11 protein-coding genes are annotated in these 14557 nt (G+C 67.5%); 4 read left to right on the top strand and 7 right to left on the bottom strand.

Annotated features, from left to right (window positions below; all coding sequences use genetic code 11):
• Window position 1: 1 nt before the first annotated feature.
• The 3 genes from ACXJKJ_RS01545 to ACXJKJ_RS01535 all read right to left on the bottom strand — a co-directional run bounded on the left by ACXJKJ_RS01545 (window position 2) and on the right by ACXJKJ_RS01535 (window position 5580).
• Window positions 2-1756, bottom strand: coding sequence for an IlvD/Edd family dehydratase (locus ACXJKJ_RS01545; protein ID WP_457388745.1), 1755 nt, complete (start codon window positions 1754-1756; stop codon window positions 2-4).
• A 152-nt stretch (window positions 1757-1908) separates the two neighbouring features.
• Window positions 1909-2862: a glycoside hydrolase family 43 protein gene (locus tag ACXJKJ_RS01540; protein WP_457388743.1), complete on the bottom strand. Its 954-nt coding sequence runs from the start codon at window positions 2860-2862 to the stop codon at window positions 1909-1911.
• 75 nt (window positions 2863-2937) lie between these two features.
• Window positions 2938-5580: a TonB-dependent receptor gene (locus ACXJKJ_RS01535; RefSeq protein ID WP_457388741.1), complete on the bottom strand. Its 2643-nt coding sequence runs from the start codon at window positions 5578-5580 to the stop codon at window positions 2938-2940.
• 248 nt (window positions 5581-5828) lie between these two features.
• Here ACXJKJ_RS01535 and ACXJKJ_RS01530 point away from each other — a divergent pair, with 248 nt between their 5' ends.
• A complete protein-coding gene (locus tag ACXJKJ_RS01530; RefSeq protein WP_056191217.1) occupies window positions 5829-7106 on the top strand; it encodes a peptide MFS transporter in 1278 nt (425 codons plus the stop codon).
• Window positions 7107-7109: 3 nt separating this feature from the next.
• Here ACXJKJ_RS01530 and ACXJKJ_RS01525 read toward each other — a convergent pair whose 3' ends face one another.
• Together ACXJKJ_RS01525 and ACXJKJ_RS01520 are read right to left on the bottom strand one after the other, a co-directional pair.
• Window positions 7110-8345: an AGE family epimerase/isomerase gene (locus ACXJKJ_RS01525; RefSeq protein ID WP_457388739.1), complete on the bottom strand. Its 1236-nt coding sequence runs from the start codon at window positions 8343-8345 to the stop codon at window positions 7110-7112.
• A complete protein-coding gene (locus tag ACXJKJ_RS01520; RefSeq protein ID WP_056191214.1) occupies window positions 8335-8568 on the bottom strand; it encodes a DUF2805 domain-containing protein in 234 nt (77 codons plus the stop codon). The genes ACXJKJ_RS01525 and ACXJKJ_RS01520 overlap by 11 nt, the downstream gene beginning before the upstream one ends.
• Before the next feature lie 178 nt (window positions 8569-8746).
• On the opposite strand from ACXJKJ_RS01520, the gene ACXJKJ_RS01515 reads away from it, so the two are divergent.
• A complete protein-coding gene (locus ACXJKJ_RS01515; protein ID WP_457320055.1) occupies window positions 8747-9502 on the top strand; it encodes an esterase/lipase family protein in 756 nt (251 codons plus the stop codon).
• 221 nt (window positions 9503-9723) lie between these two features.
• Here the strand turns inward: ACXJKJ_RS01515 and ACXJKJ_RS01510 are convergent, their stop codons facing one another.
• On the bottom strand, window positions 9724-10986 hold the full coding sequence (locus ACXJKJ_RS01510) for an acyl-CoA dehydrogenase family protein (protein ID WP_457388737.1): 1263 nt from the start codon (window positions 10984-10986) through the stop codon (window positions 9724-9726).
• 71 nt (window positions 10987-11057) lie between these two features.
• On the bottom strand, window positions 11058-13046 hold the full coding sequence (locus tag ACXJKJ_RS01505) for a cation:proton antiporter domain-containing protein (protein WP_457388735.1): 1989 nt from the start codon (window positions 13044-13046) through the stop codon (window positions 11058-11060).
• Between the two features lie 183 nt (window positions 13047-13229).
• Between ACXJKJ_RS01505 and ACXJKJ_RS01500 the strand changes: the two genes are divergently transcribed.
• Both ACXJKJ_RS01500 and ACXJKJ_RS01495 read left to right on the top strand, forming a co-directional pair.
• Window positions 13230-13841 carry a hypothetical protein gene (locus tag ACXJKJ_RS01500; protein ID WP_457388733.1) on the top strand — a complete coding sequence of 204 codons (612 nt, stop codon included), beginning with the start codon at window positions 13230-13232 and terminating at the stop codon, window positions 13839-13841.
• Between the two features lie 14 nt (window positions 13842-13855).
• Window positions 13856-14452, top strand: coding sequence for a hypothetical protein (locus ACXJKJ_RS01495; RefSeq protein ID WP_056191205.1), 597 nt, complete (start codon window positions 13856-13858; stop codon window positions 14450-14452).
• Window positions 14453-14557: the final 105 nt, after the last annotated feature.

Below are 14557 nucleotides of genomic sequence, written 5' to 3'. Positions count from 1 at the left end.
CTTAATGGGAATGGCGCGGGACGGCAGAGCCGCGCTTGCCGCGCAGGAAATCGAAGTCGCAGCCTTCGTCGGCCTGCAGCACGTGCTGCACGTAGAGGTGCCGATAGCCACTGGCGTCCTGGGGGTCGACGGTTTGTGCCGCGGCCCAGGCGGCCAGGCGCTCGGCCAGCTCGGCCTCCGGCACGTCCAGGTGCAGGCGGCCGCCAGCGCAGTCGAGCTCGATGAAATCGCCCTCCTTGACGACGGCCAGCGGCCCACCGGCGCGCGCCTCGGGCGCGACGTGCAGCACGACGGTGCCGTAGGCGGTGCCGCTCATGCGCGCATCCGAGATGCGCACCATGTCCTTGACGCCAGCGGCGAGCAGCTTCGGGGGCAGGCCCATGTTGCCGACCTCGGCCATGCCGGGGTAGCCCTTGGGGCCGCAGTTCTTCATGACGAGGATTGAGTTGGCGTCGACGTCCAAGTCGGGATCGACGATACGCGCCTTGTAGTCCTCGAAGTCCTCGAACACGACGGCACGGCCGCGGTGCTTCATCAGCTCGGGCGTGGCGGCCGAGGGCTTGAGCACGGCGCCGCGCGGCGCCAGGTTGCCACGCAGGATGCAGATGCCGCCGTCGGCGATCAGCGGCTTGTCCAGCTGGCGGATGACTTCGTCGTCATAGATGGGCGCGTCCACGCAGTTGGTCCACAGGCTCTTGCCGTTGACGGTCAGCGCGTCCTTGTGCGGCAGCAGGCCGCCCTCGCCCAGGCGGCGGATGACGGCGGGCAGGCCGCCGGCGTAATAGAACTCTTCCATCAGGAAGCGGCCCGAAGGCAGCAGGTCCACGACGGTGGGCGTGCCGCGGCCGACGCGGGTCCAGTCTTCCAGCTCCAGGTCCACGCCGATGCGCCCGGCGATGGCCTTCAGGTGGATGACGGCGTTGGTCGAGCCGCCGATGGCGGCGTTGACGCGGATGGCGTTCTCGAACGCCTCTTTCGTCAGCACCTTTGACAGCGTCAGCTGCTCCCACACCATCTCGACGATGCGCATGCCCGACAGATGGGCCAGCACATAGCGCCGTGCATCAACGGCGGGAATCGCGGCGTTGTGCGGCAGGGACGTGCCCAGCGCCTCGGCCATGCAGGCCATCGTCGAGGCCGTGCCCATGGTGTTGCAGGTGCCGGCCGAACGCGAGTGACCGGCCTCGGCAGCCATGAAGTCGTGCATGCTGAGTTCGCCGGCCTTGACCTGCTCGTGCAACTGCCACACGGCCGTGCCCGAGCCGATGTTCTTGCCCTTGAGCTTGCCGTTGAGCATCGGGCCGCCGGTGACGACGATGGCCGGCACGTCGACGCTGGCCGCGCCCATCAGCAGGGCGGGCGTGGTCTTGTCGCAGCCCACCAGCAGCACGACGGCGTCCATCGGGTTGCCGCGGATGCTTTCTTCGACGTCCATGCTGGCGAGGTTGCGCGTCAGCATGGCGGTCGGGCGCAGATTGCTCTCGCCGTTGGAGAACACCGGGAACTCGACCGGGAAGCCGCCCGCCTCCAGGATGCCGCGCTTGACGTGCTCGGCCAGCTTGCGGAAGTGGGCGTTGCAGGGCGTCAGCTCGCTCCAGGTGTTGCAGATGCCGATGATGGGCTTGCCCTGGAATTCATGGTCGGGGATGCCCTGGTTCTTCATCCAGGAGCGGTACATGAAACCGTTCTTGTCCTGGGTGCCGAACCACTCGGCGGAGCGCAGCTTGACCTTGCTCTTCTTGTCGTCAGTCGTCATGTGTTGTCTCGATGTCATTCCCGGCACGCAGGTTTGCCGCTTCACTGGGCTGGCTGCGCCATTCAGACGCAGGCAGCCCGTCAAACGATGCTAGGGGCCGAGGGATACGCGATCCAATCAAATTCCTCGACGTATCGATATCGAAACCGGCATCAATCAAGCCGGGAAGGCTTGCCAAACAGCGGCATGCCGTCGGCCGACCACCGCAGCGGCTTCACGAAGGTGTGGCGGTCGGGGTTCCACAGCGGGTCGCCGACGATCTCGGTGTAGGTGCGGGCGTGATAGACCAGCAGCACCTCGTCGCGGTCGTCGCCAGCCGTGAAGCTGTTGTGACCGGGGCCGAAGACGCTGTCCTCGGCGCAACTGCGCATGACCGGCTGGACGGACTTGCGCCAGCTTGCCGGGTCCAGCAGGTTGGCGTTTTCATCCGCCCAAAGCAGGCCCATGGCGTAGTTCTCGTCGGTGGCGCTGGCTGAGTAGCTGATGAAGACGCGGCCGTTTCTCCGCAGCACCGAGGGCCCTTCGTTGACGAGGAAGCCGCGGCACTCCCAGGCGTACTCGGGCCGGCTCAGCAGCACCGGCGCGCCACCCAGTTGCCAGGGCGTTTTCATCGGTGCGAGGTAGAGGTTGGAGTTGCCGGGGATGGCCGGGTCCTTCTGCGCCCACAGGTAATAGAGCTGGCCGCGGTGCGTGAAGGTGGTCGCGTCCAGGCAGAAGCTGTCCATGCCGGAGTCGACCTGGCCGAGGAACTCCCAGGGGCCGCCCAGTGGGTCCTGGGCGATGTTCCTGATCGCATACATGCGGTGCTGAAACATGCCCAGGCCATCCAGCGCGCGGGTTGGCGCGGCCGCGAAGTAGACATACCAGGCGCCGTCGTTGAAATGCAGTTCGGGCGCCCAGACCAGCTCGGAATACGGCCCCGTGTCGGGCTTGTGCCAGACGTCGAAAACCGGCGCATCCACCAGGCCCTCGATGGTGAGGGCGCGGCGGATCTCGATGCGGTCGTACTGCGGCACCGAGGCGGTGAAGTAGTAAAAGCCGTCAGCGTGGCGGCTGATGTGGGGATCGGCGCGCTGGCGGATCAGCGGTTCAAGCAGGTCAGACATGGGTACGGCGGCATAAAAAGGGGCGTTACCGGCGAGGCGCCTGCAACGCCCTGGACGAGCCGAGGGTCGTCGGGTTCAAAGCTTCCAGCGCACCGACACCCCCACCGTGCGGTCGTAGTAGCGCACGTCGCGCACCAGCGACGGGGTCTGGTCGAAGTAGTCGTGATAGGACTGGTTGAGCAGGTTGGTCACGTCCACCGACATCGTCAGCTGCTTGTTGAAGCTGTAGCCGAACGAGGCGTCCAGCGTGCGCAGCGGCGCCACCCACAACTCACGGCCCGTCGTGCGGTAAGGCTTCTCGGCCAGGAACTTGCTGCGCCAGTTGTAGGCCAGGCGGGCGTAAATGTCACCGTACTCGTACAAGCCGACCAGGTTGTAGGCCGACTTGGACTGGCCGAGGAAGGGGCCGGTCACGCCGTTCGGGTCGGTCTGCTTGCCGGTCATGAAGGTGTAGTTGGCCTCCAGGCCGAAGCCGCCAAGCCAGCCGGGCAGGAAGTCGTAGAACTGGCGGTAGCTCAGCTCGTAGCCGTGCAGATTGGCCTTGTTGATGTTGATCGGCTGCGTGATGCGGTAAGGCACGCCACCGATCGTCGTCTCGACCGTCTGCGAGTACACACGGTTCTTGAACTTGTGCTCGAAAGCCGTGGCCGTCACCGAGCCGGTGCGGGCGAAGTAGTACTCCAGCGCCGCGTCCACATTGGTGGACTCGGTCGGTTTGAGCTGCGGGTTGCCGCCGTTGGCCGTGCCGTAGGTGACGCCGCCGCCCGGGGGCGTGAAAGTGATGCCGGGGTTGTAGTCGACGAAGTTCGGGCGCTCGATGGCCTTGCCGGTCACCAGGCGGGCGATCRGCTTGGACGTCAGCTCGGCCTTCAGCGACAGCGTCGGCAGCGCGTCGGTGCGCGAGGTGTCGATGTTGACCGGCGTGATGACGCCGGTGCTGGCATTGCGGGAGTTGCCCATCAGCTTCTGCTCGGTGCGCACGACACGCAGGCCGAACACGCCGGTCACCGGCACACCGCCGGCGTTGAAGCCGAACTTGGTGCGGCCGTAGATCGCCTGGGTCGTCTCGCTGTCGTCGAACAGCGTCATCGGGTCATAGGCCGTCAGCGCGCCGTTGCCGTTGGTCAGCAGCTTGCGGAAGGCTTCGCCGTTGTTCAGCAGCCAGTCGCGGTCGGCATAGACGTATTGCTTGACGCCGTAGTCGCCCCAGGTGGGCGGCGACACCGAGAACATGTCCGCCAGCGCGGCATCGGCCGTCGACTTGCCCACGGCCGAGAAGCTGGTCGTCCAAGGCATGGTGGTGCCGATGGACATGGCCGTGCGCTTGGCCAGGCGTGCGCCGCCGCTGACCTCGCGGAAGAAGCCGTCGCCGATGTCATAGGTCGCGTCGCCGCGCCAGTCGGTGTTGTGGCCGTCGCGCTCGCCGCGCACATCCACGCCGCCGTTGATGCGGAAGTTGGCCTTGCTGGTCAAGTCCAGGTTGGGGTAGTTGATGTAGCCGCCGCCGTCCTGCACCTTGGCCACCGTGCTGGTGGGCGAGTAGCCGGTGTCCAGGATGCGGTTGACCCAGTCGATCTGGCTGTTGGTGCGGGCCAGCTCGGTGGACAGGCGCAGGCGGTCGGTCACGTCCCAGTGGCCGCCCAGGGCCACCTGGGCATTGCTGACCGTGTCGTGCTTGGCCTGCGTGGAAGTGAAGCCCCAACCGTTGTAGTTGGTGTTGGTGACCGTGTCCATGAAGTTGGTGCCGGGCTTGACGGTCACCACCGAGGTCGGCTCGAAGACCGGCGCACCGGCCACCAGGAAGGACTGCTGGAAGCGGTGGTTGATGCTGGTGCCGAAGCCTTCCAGATAGACCTCCTTGTCGGCGCTCGGCTTCCACTGCAGCGCGAAGTTGCCGGCCAGGCGCTTGCGGTCGCCCAGGTCGAGCACGCGGCCGACGGCGTCGGAGCCGACAATGCTGCGGCCGGCGTTCGTGAAGGTCAGCGGGTCGCCGACCCATGCGCGCTCATCGTGGTACTTGCCGCGCTGGTAGGACAGGCCGAACAGGGCGCCAACCTCACCGAGGTCGGTCTTCCAGCGGTTGGAGGCCATGCCGCTCAGGTCAGGGTTGTTGACGTCGGCCTTGTCGCGGTGCTCCATGCGGCCGTTGACGACGAACTGCGCGCCCTTGAAGTCGAAGGGGCGGTTAGTGCGCACGTCGATGACGCCGGCCGTGCCGCCTTCGGGCAGGCTGGCTTCCTGGGTCTTGTAGACGTCGATGCGCTTGAGCATCGTCGCCGGCACGTCGGCCAGATAGAGGCTGCGGCCCGAGTCCGAGAAGAACTCGCGGCCGTTCAGCAGCGTAACGATGCCGCCCAGGCCGCGCACGATGACCGTGCCGGCCTCGCCGTTGCCGCGCTGGATCTGCACGCCGGTGACGCGGCCGACCAGCTCGGCCACGTTCTTGTCGGGGAACTTGCCGATGTCCTCGGCGACGATGGAGTCGACGACCTGGTCGGAATTCTTCTTGATGGCCTGCGCCGTCTCGGCCGAGGCGCGGGCGCCGGTGACGACGACGGTCTCCAGCTGCTGGTCGGCAGCGGCCGCAGCGGCCTGCTGCGCCAGCGCGCTGCCGGACAGGGCGGCCAGCGCGGCGGCGGCCGTCAGGCTCAGGGCAAAGCTCGGGAAATTCTGGAAATGGGCACGCGCATGCCGCGGCGCCAGGCCTTGTTGCTTCATCTTGTCTCCGGAAATCGTTATGGGTGCAGATCCAACCCTGGCAGCGTCGGCCTCTCGGGGGCCGGTGGCTCGGGTCTGAAATCATGCTAGGGGCCCGACCGATTCGCGACTAATCACATTTTTGGATTTATCGATGTCGGTTTTCGCATCGTTACCGCGGGTATTTACCAGCAAGGTTGCAATGGCCCTGACGGCCAGGTGAAGGCGCGCCCCTATTATCTAAAACCGCCGCTCCAAAGCCTTGATCCATGTCCGCCGCGGGTATTTCGCCAACCACTGCAAACCTCCGCCAACCGTTCGGCCTGTTTGTGCTCGCCGGTGCAGAAATGTGGGAGCGATTCAGTTTCTACGGCGTTCGCTCGCTGCTGGTGCTGTATCTGGTGGAGGCTTTGCAATATTCGCGGGCCGACGCGGTTTCGGTCGTCGGCATGTATACCGGCTCGGCGTTCTTCTGCGCCATCTTCGGCGGCTGGCTGGCGGACCGCCTCCTGGGCCAGCGTCCCGCGGTGCTGCTGGGCATGCTGCTGATGATGGCCGGCCATGTCGCACTCGGCGCGGGCCAGCCCGTCACCCTGGGCCTGGGTTTGCTGGCGGTGGGCACCGGCCTTTTCAAACCCACCACGACGGCCATGGTCGGTGCGCTATATCTGCCAGACGACGCGCGGCGCCAGGGTGGGTATACGGTGTTCTATATGGGCATCAATATCGGCGCGGCCCTGTCTGCGCTGATCGGTGGGTATCTGGCGCAGCGCCACGGCTGGGGTTATGGATTCATGTCTGCCGCGGCGGGCATGGCCGTCGGCGTCGTGGTTTTCATGGCCGGTTGGCGCTGGTTGCCGCCTGTGGCTGCGCCAGCGCCCGAGCCGGCACGCGCGGCCTGGACTGATGCGCAGGCGCGGCGCCGCATCCAGGTCATCTTGCTGATGTCGCTGGTGGCCATCTGCTTTTACATCGGCTACGAACAGGCGGCTGGCGCGATGACGCTGTTCGTGCGCGACCACGTCTCGCCGCAATTCCTCGGCATCGAGCTGACCGCCGCGCAGTTCCTGGCCGTGAACCCCCTGCTCGTCATCCTGCTGGCGCCGCTGTCAGCGCGCCTGCTTTCGCGGCTGGGCTGGCCGGAATTTCGCGTGCAGGGCCTGGGCATGATGGTGCTGGGCCTGAGCTTCGTGCTGCTGCAGGCGTTGCAGGGCCGCGCCGCGCAGGGCGAGGTCATTCCGGCCTGGATGATGGTCGGCGTCATCGGCGTGCAGACGCTGGCCGAGCTGCTGGTCGTGCCCATCGGGCTGGCCGTGGTGTCGCGGTATGCGCCAGCCGGCTGGGCGGCCACGTTGATGGGCGCCTGGATGCTGGCCAAGGCCACGGCCGGCCTGCTGGCCGGCCAGCTCTATGGCTGGCTGCTGCCGACGGGGCTGTCGCTCTACGGGGTGGTGACCGCCATCGGCATCGCCGGGGGCCTGCTGCTGATCTCCGCGTCCGGCGCACTGCGGCGATACGCCGGCATGGGCGACCTGCGCCCGGGCTGAGCGTCAGCTGGCGACCTTGAGCGCCGCCTGGTGCAGGCGCACCATGTGATAGGGATCGGGCTGAGCATCACGGCAGCCGCCGCTCTTGCAGGGCAGGGCATCGGCCGCGCGCCAGCCGCCATGCTCGGCGTCGATGAGCTGGGTCTTGATCAGCCCCTGCGTCTGCTCGTAGCGCCGCCACAGGTCGTTGCGGCCCGTGGCCTGGCCCGCGACGAGCAGGGCATGCAGGCATTCGGCCTGCTGCCACCAGCCCTTGTGCGCGTCGGCCTTGCCCCCGTCCGGGAAGGCTTTCAGGCCGCAGCCGCCGTCGATGTCGTCATAGCCGGTGGCCAGCGCATAGGCGAGCACCCGCTCGGCCACCTGGGCATAGATGGGCGACACCAGCGCGCCCTTCATCAGCAGATGGCTCCATTCGAACTGGTGGCCGATGTCGATATAGCCGCCGGCTTCCCGCGTCGGCAAGGGCTTCCAGCCCTCGTCGTACCACTCGGGGATGTGGGCGCTGCCCTCGGCCTGTCCTTGCAGCAGCTTGTAGGCGACGAAGTCGCCCAGGCGCCGGGCGCCGGCCTCGACGGTCTTGTCGCCGGTGGCATCGCGCAGAGCCAGCAGCGCCTCGAACATGTGCATGATCGGGTTCTGCGTGCGCGCGCCCGGAATGGGCTTGAAGTCACGCTCGCATTCGTTGTAGAGGCCACCGGCCGGCTCGAAGAAGTTGAGTTCGATCTCGCGCCAGGCCTGCAGGGCCGCATCGCGATAGCGCACATCGCCTCCAATGCGGTAGATCTCGGCCAGCGCCAGCAACGCAAAGGCATGGCCGTAGGCGCGCTTGATCGAGGCGCGCGGGATGCCGTCCGCTCCCACGGTGTGGAAGAAGCCGCCATGCACCGGGTCGCGGAAGCGCTGCAACAGATAGTCGGCGCCCCGCCGGGCCACCTTGAGATAACCCGCATCTGGGATGAACTCATGGCCAGCGGCGAAGGCGTAGACGAGGCGGGCCTGGCCGATCAGCTCGAGTTCCGGCTGGGGCTGGGGCTGCCAAGCGCGGTTGAAGGCCAGCTGGAAGCTGCCGTCGGGCCGCAGCGCATGAGCATGCCAGTGCAGCAGCAGGGCCTCGAGATCATCCCGGTGCCAGCCGGTATCGATGCGGTTGCGGATGCGCGCATCCGGGTCGCTGCAGGCGGCCAGGGCGGCGAGCAGCGCGAGGACAGACCGGCGGTCGAGCTTCACGTCAACGACCATGGGGCCAGGTGGCCCGCTTGGTCGGGCCCTTGCTCGACCTGCCGCGCGCGGTCCAGAGCTTGTAGGCCGCCGGCGTCAGCTCGCGCTTGAGCAGGGCCACCAACTCGCCATGGCCGATGCCGTGCATCAGCAACACCTTGGTGTAGGGCGGTGTGTCCTCGAACGCGGTGGCGATGACACGCTTGACTTCTTCTGGATTGAGCTTGGGTGCGGGCTTGGCCATGCCCGCATTCTGTCAGCCGAAGCACCGGGCTCACCCCGCCAATGCGGGGGTGGGGCCCTTCGCCCAAGCGGCCAGTGCCGTCCTACAGCGCCTGTGCCGTCGCGCTGGCACCACGCCTCGGTGCGGCACGCCAGCATCGGGGCCATTGACTGACCCATCGGCTCGCGCCGCTACAGCCATGACCTCTTCCACTCCCGTCGTGACCCTGACACCCAAGCCCGTCACCGCACCCAACCGGCGGCCCGCCCTGTCACTGCTGGCCTCCGAGCCGGCGCGCGCCACGCTGGAAGCCTGGGCCGCGTTGATGCAGTGGGGCAAGACGCCCAGCCAGGTCGGCGCCGGCCATACCGTGGTGCTGTTCCCGGGCCTGGGAACGGACGGCCTGACGCTGTGGCCGCTGCGCCGGCATCTGGAGCGCGCCGGCTTTCGGGCGCTGGACTGGGGGCAGGGCATGAACACCGGGCCCAAGGGCGACGTCGATGCCTGGCTGGAAACACTGGCCGACAAGCTGCACGAGCGCGTGGCGCCGGCACGCGAGGTCAGCTTCGTGGGCTGGAGCCTGGGCGGCTTCTATGCGCGCGAGCTGGCCAAGCGCTGGCACGACCGCGTGCACCACGTCGTCACCATCGGCACGCCCTTCAATGGCAGCGTCGACGACACCAACGTGGGCTGGCTGTTCCGCCTGCTGAACGGGCGCGAGGCCCCCGCCGAGGCGGCGCTGCGCGAGCGCCTGGCGGAGCCGCCGCCGGTGCCGACGATCTCGCTGTACAGCCGCCGCGACGGTGTCGTCTCGTGGGAAGCCTGCACGCACGCGCGCCGCTGGCCGCTGGCGCGAGACATCGAGGTGCAGGCCAGCCATATGGGCATGGGCTGGGCGCCCGAGGTGCTGAACCACGTGACGGGCGTGCTGGGCTGCCGCCGCCAGACCACCTGAGTTCGCGGGCCGAGCGCCGGGCCGCTCCCTAGCCGCGCTGGCGATGTGCTCGCGGCTCGATGCCGCGAGCATCGCCGTGCCCTCGGGGCTGAGGCCGGACACATCGCGCCCAGTGGGCGGGATGTGCCTGCCGAAGAGCTGCGGCACCTGCCGCGGCGCGGTCTGCAAGACCGACCAGGGCGCCCGCGTTCAGCGAGGCGGACTGGACGAGGGGCTAACGATCAGCCGCCGCGCGTCACCGGCATCGAGACCCTGTCGGCCGGCAGCTTCATGTGGCTGGCCAGCTCCAGCTTGGCGAGCGAATTGCGGTGCACCTCGTCGGGGCCGTCGGCCAGCCTCAAGGTGCGCTGGTGCGCCCACATCATGGCCAGCGGCGTGTCGTCGCTGACGCCCATGCCGCCGAACACCTGGATGGCCCAGTCGATGACCTGCAAGGCCATGTTGGGCGCGACGATCTTGATCATCGCGATCTCGGCCTTGGCGACCTTGTTGCCCACCGTGTCCATCATGTAGGCGGCTTTCAGCGTCAACAGGCGCGCCTGTTCGATCATGCAGCGCGACTCGGCGATGCGCTCCTGCGTGACCGTCTGCTGGGCAATCGTCTTGCCGAAGGCGGTGCGGGCGATGGCGCGTTCGCACAGCAACTGCAGGGCGCGCTCGGCGGCGCCGATGCTGCGCATGCAGTGGTGGATGCGGCCCGGGCCCAGGCGCCCCTGCGCGATCTCGAAGCCACGGCCCTCGCCGAGCAGGATGTTGCTGGCGGGCACGCGCACATTCTTCAGCTCGACTTCCATGTGGCCGTGGGGCGCGTCGTCATAGCCGAACACGGACAGCGGACGGACCACCGTGATGCCCGGCGCGTTCGCCGGCACGACGATCATGGACTGCTGCTCGTGGCGGCCGGCCTCTTCGTTGGTCTTGCCCATGACGATGTAGACGGCACAGCGCGGGTCGCCAGCACCGGAGCTCCACCACTTGCGGCCGTTGATGACGTAGTCATCTCCATCGCGCTCGATGCGGCATTCGATGTTGGTGGCGTCGCTCGAAGCCACGGCCGGCTCGGTCATCAGGAAGGCCGAGCGGATCTCGCCGCGCAGCAGCGGCTCCAGCCATTTGTCCTTCAGCCCCTCGGACGCATAGCGCTCCAGCGTCTCCATGTTGCCGGTGTCGGGTGCCGAGCAGTTGAAGACCTCGGGGGCCCAGAACACGCGACCCATGATCTCGCACAGCGGCGCATATTCGAGGTTGGACAGGCCCTCGGGCGCGCGGGCGGACTTGGGCAGGAAGAGGTTCCACAAACCGGCCGCGCGGGCCTTGGGCTTGAGCTCCTCGATGACCTTCGTGGGCACCCAGGGATTGCCGGCGCGACGGTTGGCAGCCACCTCGTCGAGATAGCGCTTCTCGTTCGGATAGATGTGCTCGTCGAAGAAGGCAAGCAGGCGCTCACGCATCTGCGCGACCTTGGGGCTGTAGTCGAAGTTCATGGCGCGGCTTCTTTCGAGTGCGGGGTGCGCCAGTGTGGCGCAGCGACCCGCGGGCGCTTGTCACTCAGGCATCAGCCCAGCAGCTTCTCTTCGGCCAGCGCCAAGGCCTCCGGCTTGCCGCTGATGACCAGGGTGTCACCACTGGCCAGCGTCGCGCCGTCAGCAAGCAGGCCTTTGCCGTTGGCGCGTCGAAGTGACACCACGGCGACACCCAGGGCGTGCAGGGCCAGGTCGTCCAGCAACTTGCCGGCATGCAGGCTGGCGGTGGGCAGCGTCACCGACGCCAGGCGGGCCTGGTCGAGCTCGTCGGCGGTGTCGTCGTCGGCGCCGTGGAAATAGCCGCGCAACAGGCCATAGCGCTTGTCGCGCGCATCGCGCGTGATGCGGATGACGCGGCGCATCGGCACCCCCACCAATGCCAGCGCATGCGAGGCCAGCATCAGCGAGCCCTCGATGGCCTCGGGCACGACCTCGGTGGCGCCGGCGGTCTTGAGCCGCTCGAGGTCGGTGTCGTCGATGGTGCGCACGACGACCGGCACCCTGGGCGCGTGGGCTCGCACGAGGTCGAGGATCTTCAGTGCCGACGGCGTGTCGTGGTAGCTGACGACGACCGCGCTGGCGCGCGCCAGGCCCGCGGCCATCAGGCTCTGGACCTTGGCCGCGTCGCCGAAGACGACGCTCTGGCCCGCCGCCGCGGCCTGGCGCACGCGGTCCGGGTCGAGGTCCAGGGCCATATAGGGAATGTGTTCTCCCTCCAGCAGCCGCGCCAGGTTCTGGCCCGAGCGGCCGTAGCCGCAGATGATGACGTGCGCCTCGGACTGGATGGACTTCTTGGCGATCATCGTCAGCTGCACCGACTGCATCAGCCAGTCGCTGCTGGACAGCTTCATGACGATGCGGTTGCTGTACATGACGAGGATGGGCGTACCCAGCATGGACAGCACCATGCTGGCCAGCACCGGGCTGACCCATTGCTGCGCCACCAGGCCGTGCTGCGTTCCAAGCGTCAGCAGCACGAAGCCGAACTCGCCGGCCTGGGCGAGGTACAGGCCCGTGCGCAGCGCAACGCCCGGCGGTGACTTGAACAGGCGGGCCAGGCCGGCGATCAGCGCGAACTTGGCCGCCACCGGCGCCAGGGTGAGCAGGATGACCAGCCACCAGGTGTCCACCAGCGGCCGCCAGTCCAGCTTCATGCCGATGGTGATGAAGAACAGGCCCAGCAGCACGTCGTGGAAGGGCCGGATGTCGGTCTCCACCTGGTGGCGGTACTCGGTCTCCGAGATCAGCATGCCGGCCACAAACGCGCCCAGGGCCAGGCTGAGTCCGAAATGCTCGGTCAGCCAGGCCAGGCCGAGCGTGACCAGCAGCAGGTTGAGCATGAAGAGCTCGTCGCTCTTGCGCCGCGCCACCAGCGTCAGCCACCAGCGCATCACCTTCTGGCCGCCGTAGAGCAGCAGGGTCAGCAGGGCCGCGGCCTTCAGCCCGGCCCAGGCCAGCGCGCTCATCATCTCGCTGCCGGTGCTGTTCAGCGCCGGGATCAGCACCAGCAGCGGCACGACGGCCAGATCCTGGAACAGCAGCACGCCCATGACGAGCTTGCCGTGCGGACTCTCCAGCTCCAGCCGCTCGGCCATCAGCTTGACGATGATGGCCGTCGAGCTCATGGCCATCGCCGAGCCCAGCACCAGAGCCCCCTGCCAACCCATCTGCCAGGCGCTGCCCAGCATCGCGAAGCCGGCGATCAGCAGCGCATTGCCGAGCATGGCGCCGGCAATGGTCAGCGCCACCTGCGCCATGCCGATGCCGAAGACGGCCGTCCTCAGCGCGCGCAGCTTGGGCAGGTTGAATTCCAGCCCGATGGCGAACATCAGGAAGACGACGCCGAACTCGGCCAGGTACTGGATGCTGGCGGAATCGTGGGCAAAAGCCAGGGCGTTCGGCCCGATCAACACGCCGACGGCCAGATAGCCCAGCATGGGCGGCAGTTTCAGCAGGCGGCAGGCGACCACCCCCAGCACGGCGGCCACGAGATAGAGCAGGGCGAGGTCGAGGGAGGTCACCCGCGGATGGTATTCGTCACCTTCGCTCGCTGAATGGGGATAGTTCGGACCGGCAACGGCGCGGTACGTCCCTATAGTTCGCGCCGCCCAGGTCGCCGCGGGCTCACACCCCGGCAAAGACGACCCGGCGACACCGGTTCGCGCCGTCGAAGAGCGGCGCGTGTGATGCAACAGGGAGATCTCATGTTTACGTTGAAGGAATGGGCGCGGCGAGCTGCGCTCGGCACGCTGCTGGCCGCCACGGCCTTGTTGGGAGGCTGCGCCAGCGCCTATCTGGACGGCAGCACCAAGGAAATTGCAGCGGCGCAGTTCAAGAAGCCGCCGGCTGCAGCGCCGGTGCAGGTGCTGTTCGACTTCCAGACCAAGGGGGTGGCCAACGCGCAGGCCACGGCCATGCTGCGTGATCGCGTCTCTGCCCAGGTGAAGGCCAGCGGCATGTTCAGTGAAGTGGGCAGTGCCGCCGTACCCAATGGAGCCGTCCTCAGCATCACGCTGAACAACGTGCCGCTGACCGACAACGCCTTCTCCAAGGGATTCGTGACCGGACTGACCTTCGGCCTCGCCGGCTCGCAAGTGTCGGACGGCTACATCTGCACGGCCACCTACCGGGCGTCGGGCGACGCCGCACCCGTCGTCAAGCAGGCACGTCACGCCATCCACACGACCATGGGCGCGGCCGCGACACCGGGCAATGCCACCAAGATGCCCAACCTTCAGGAAGCAGCGTTCCAGATGACCAACCAGGTTGTCAGCAACGTGCTGAACGACATTTCCCAAGACCCCAGCTTCAAGTGAAGGACGACCGAACCATGATCCATGCCTTGCTCTCCTCCCGGGCCACCGCGCAGCGCCTGGCCCTGGTCGTCTTGCTGGCCGCGTTGACGGGCTGCGCGTCCGTGAAAATGCCCGCCCCGGCGCCCAGCGCCGCCAACGCCGAAAAGCTGCGCGCCACCAAGCTCGTGCCCGCCCAGGTCGGCAGCTTCAAGCTCGCCGCCGGCAAACCGGCCGAGATGGACACCACGCTGGGCGGCCTGCGTGGCTCGTCGCTCAGCCCGGCAGGCGGCAGCTTCGCGGGCCAGTTGCGCGATGAGATCGCCGCTGAGCTGACGGCCGCAGGCCTGCTGGACTCGAAGTCCAAGATCGTCATCGAAGGCCAGTTGACCGACAGCATGGTCGATGCCGGCATGAGCACCGGCAAGGGACGGCTGGCCGCCAAGATCCAGATCAAGCGCGAAGGCAAGACGGTGTTCGACAAGGAAGTGATTGCCGAGTCCACCTGGGAATCGTCCTTCGTTGGCGCGATCGCCCTGCCGGCAGCCATCAACCAATACGGCGCGCTCTACAAGACCCTGGTCGGCAAACTGTTCGACGACGCCGACTTCAAGCGCGCACTGGCCTCGCAGTAGGCGCCTGAGATTGCTGCCCCCAAACCGGCTGCGGCCGGTTTTCCTCTTCCTGAAGCGGGCCGAGAGTGGCAGTGGACAGCATCGCGTCGACGAGACATGCTGCAG

Source organism: Roseateles sp. P5_E1, assembly GCF_054049335.1.
This window is presented reverse-complemented; position numbering and strand designations above follow the sequence as displayed.

Coding starts and splice junctions, on each gene's coding strand:
- ACXJKJ_RS01545 (WP_457388745.1), bottom strand. CDS start 1,756: ATGACGACTGACGACAAGAAGAGCAAGGTCAAGCTGCGCTCCGCCGAG.
- ACXJKJ_RS01540 (WP_457388743.1), bottom strand. CDS start 2,862: ATGTCTGACCTGCTTGAACCGCTGATCCGCCAGCGCGCCGATCCCCAC.
- ACXJKJ_RS01530 (WP_056191217.1), top strand. CDS start 5,829: ATGTCCGCCGCGGGTATTTCGCCAACCACTGCAAACCTCCGCCAACCG.
- ACXJKJ_RS01525 (WP_457388739.1), bottom strand. CDS start 8,345: ATGGTCGTTGACGTGAAGCTCGACCGCCGGTCTGTCCTCGCGCTGCTC.
- ACXJKJ_RS01520 (WP_056191214.1), bottom strand. CDS start 8,568: ATGGCCAAGCCCGCACCCAAGCTCAATCCAGAAGAAGTCAAGCGTGTC.
- ACXJKJ_RS01515 (WP_457320055.1), top strand. CDS start 8,747: ATGACCTCTTCCACTCCCGTCGTGACCCTGACACCCAAGCCCGTCACC.
- ACXJKJ_RS01510 (WP_457388737.1), bottom strand. CDS start 10,986: ATGAACTTCGACTACAGCCCCAAGGTCGCGCAGATGCGTGAGCGCCTG.
- ACXJKJ_RS01500 (WP_457388733.1), top strand. CDS start 13,230: ATGTTTACGTTGAAGGAATGGGCGCGGCGAGCTGCGCTCGGCACGCTG.
- ACXJKJ_RS01495 (WP_056191205.1), top strand. CDS start 13,856: ATGATCCATGCCTTGCTCTCCTCCCGGGCCACCGCGCAGCGCCTGGCC.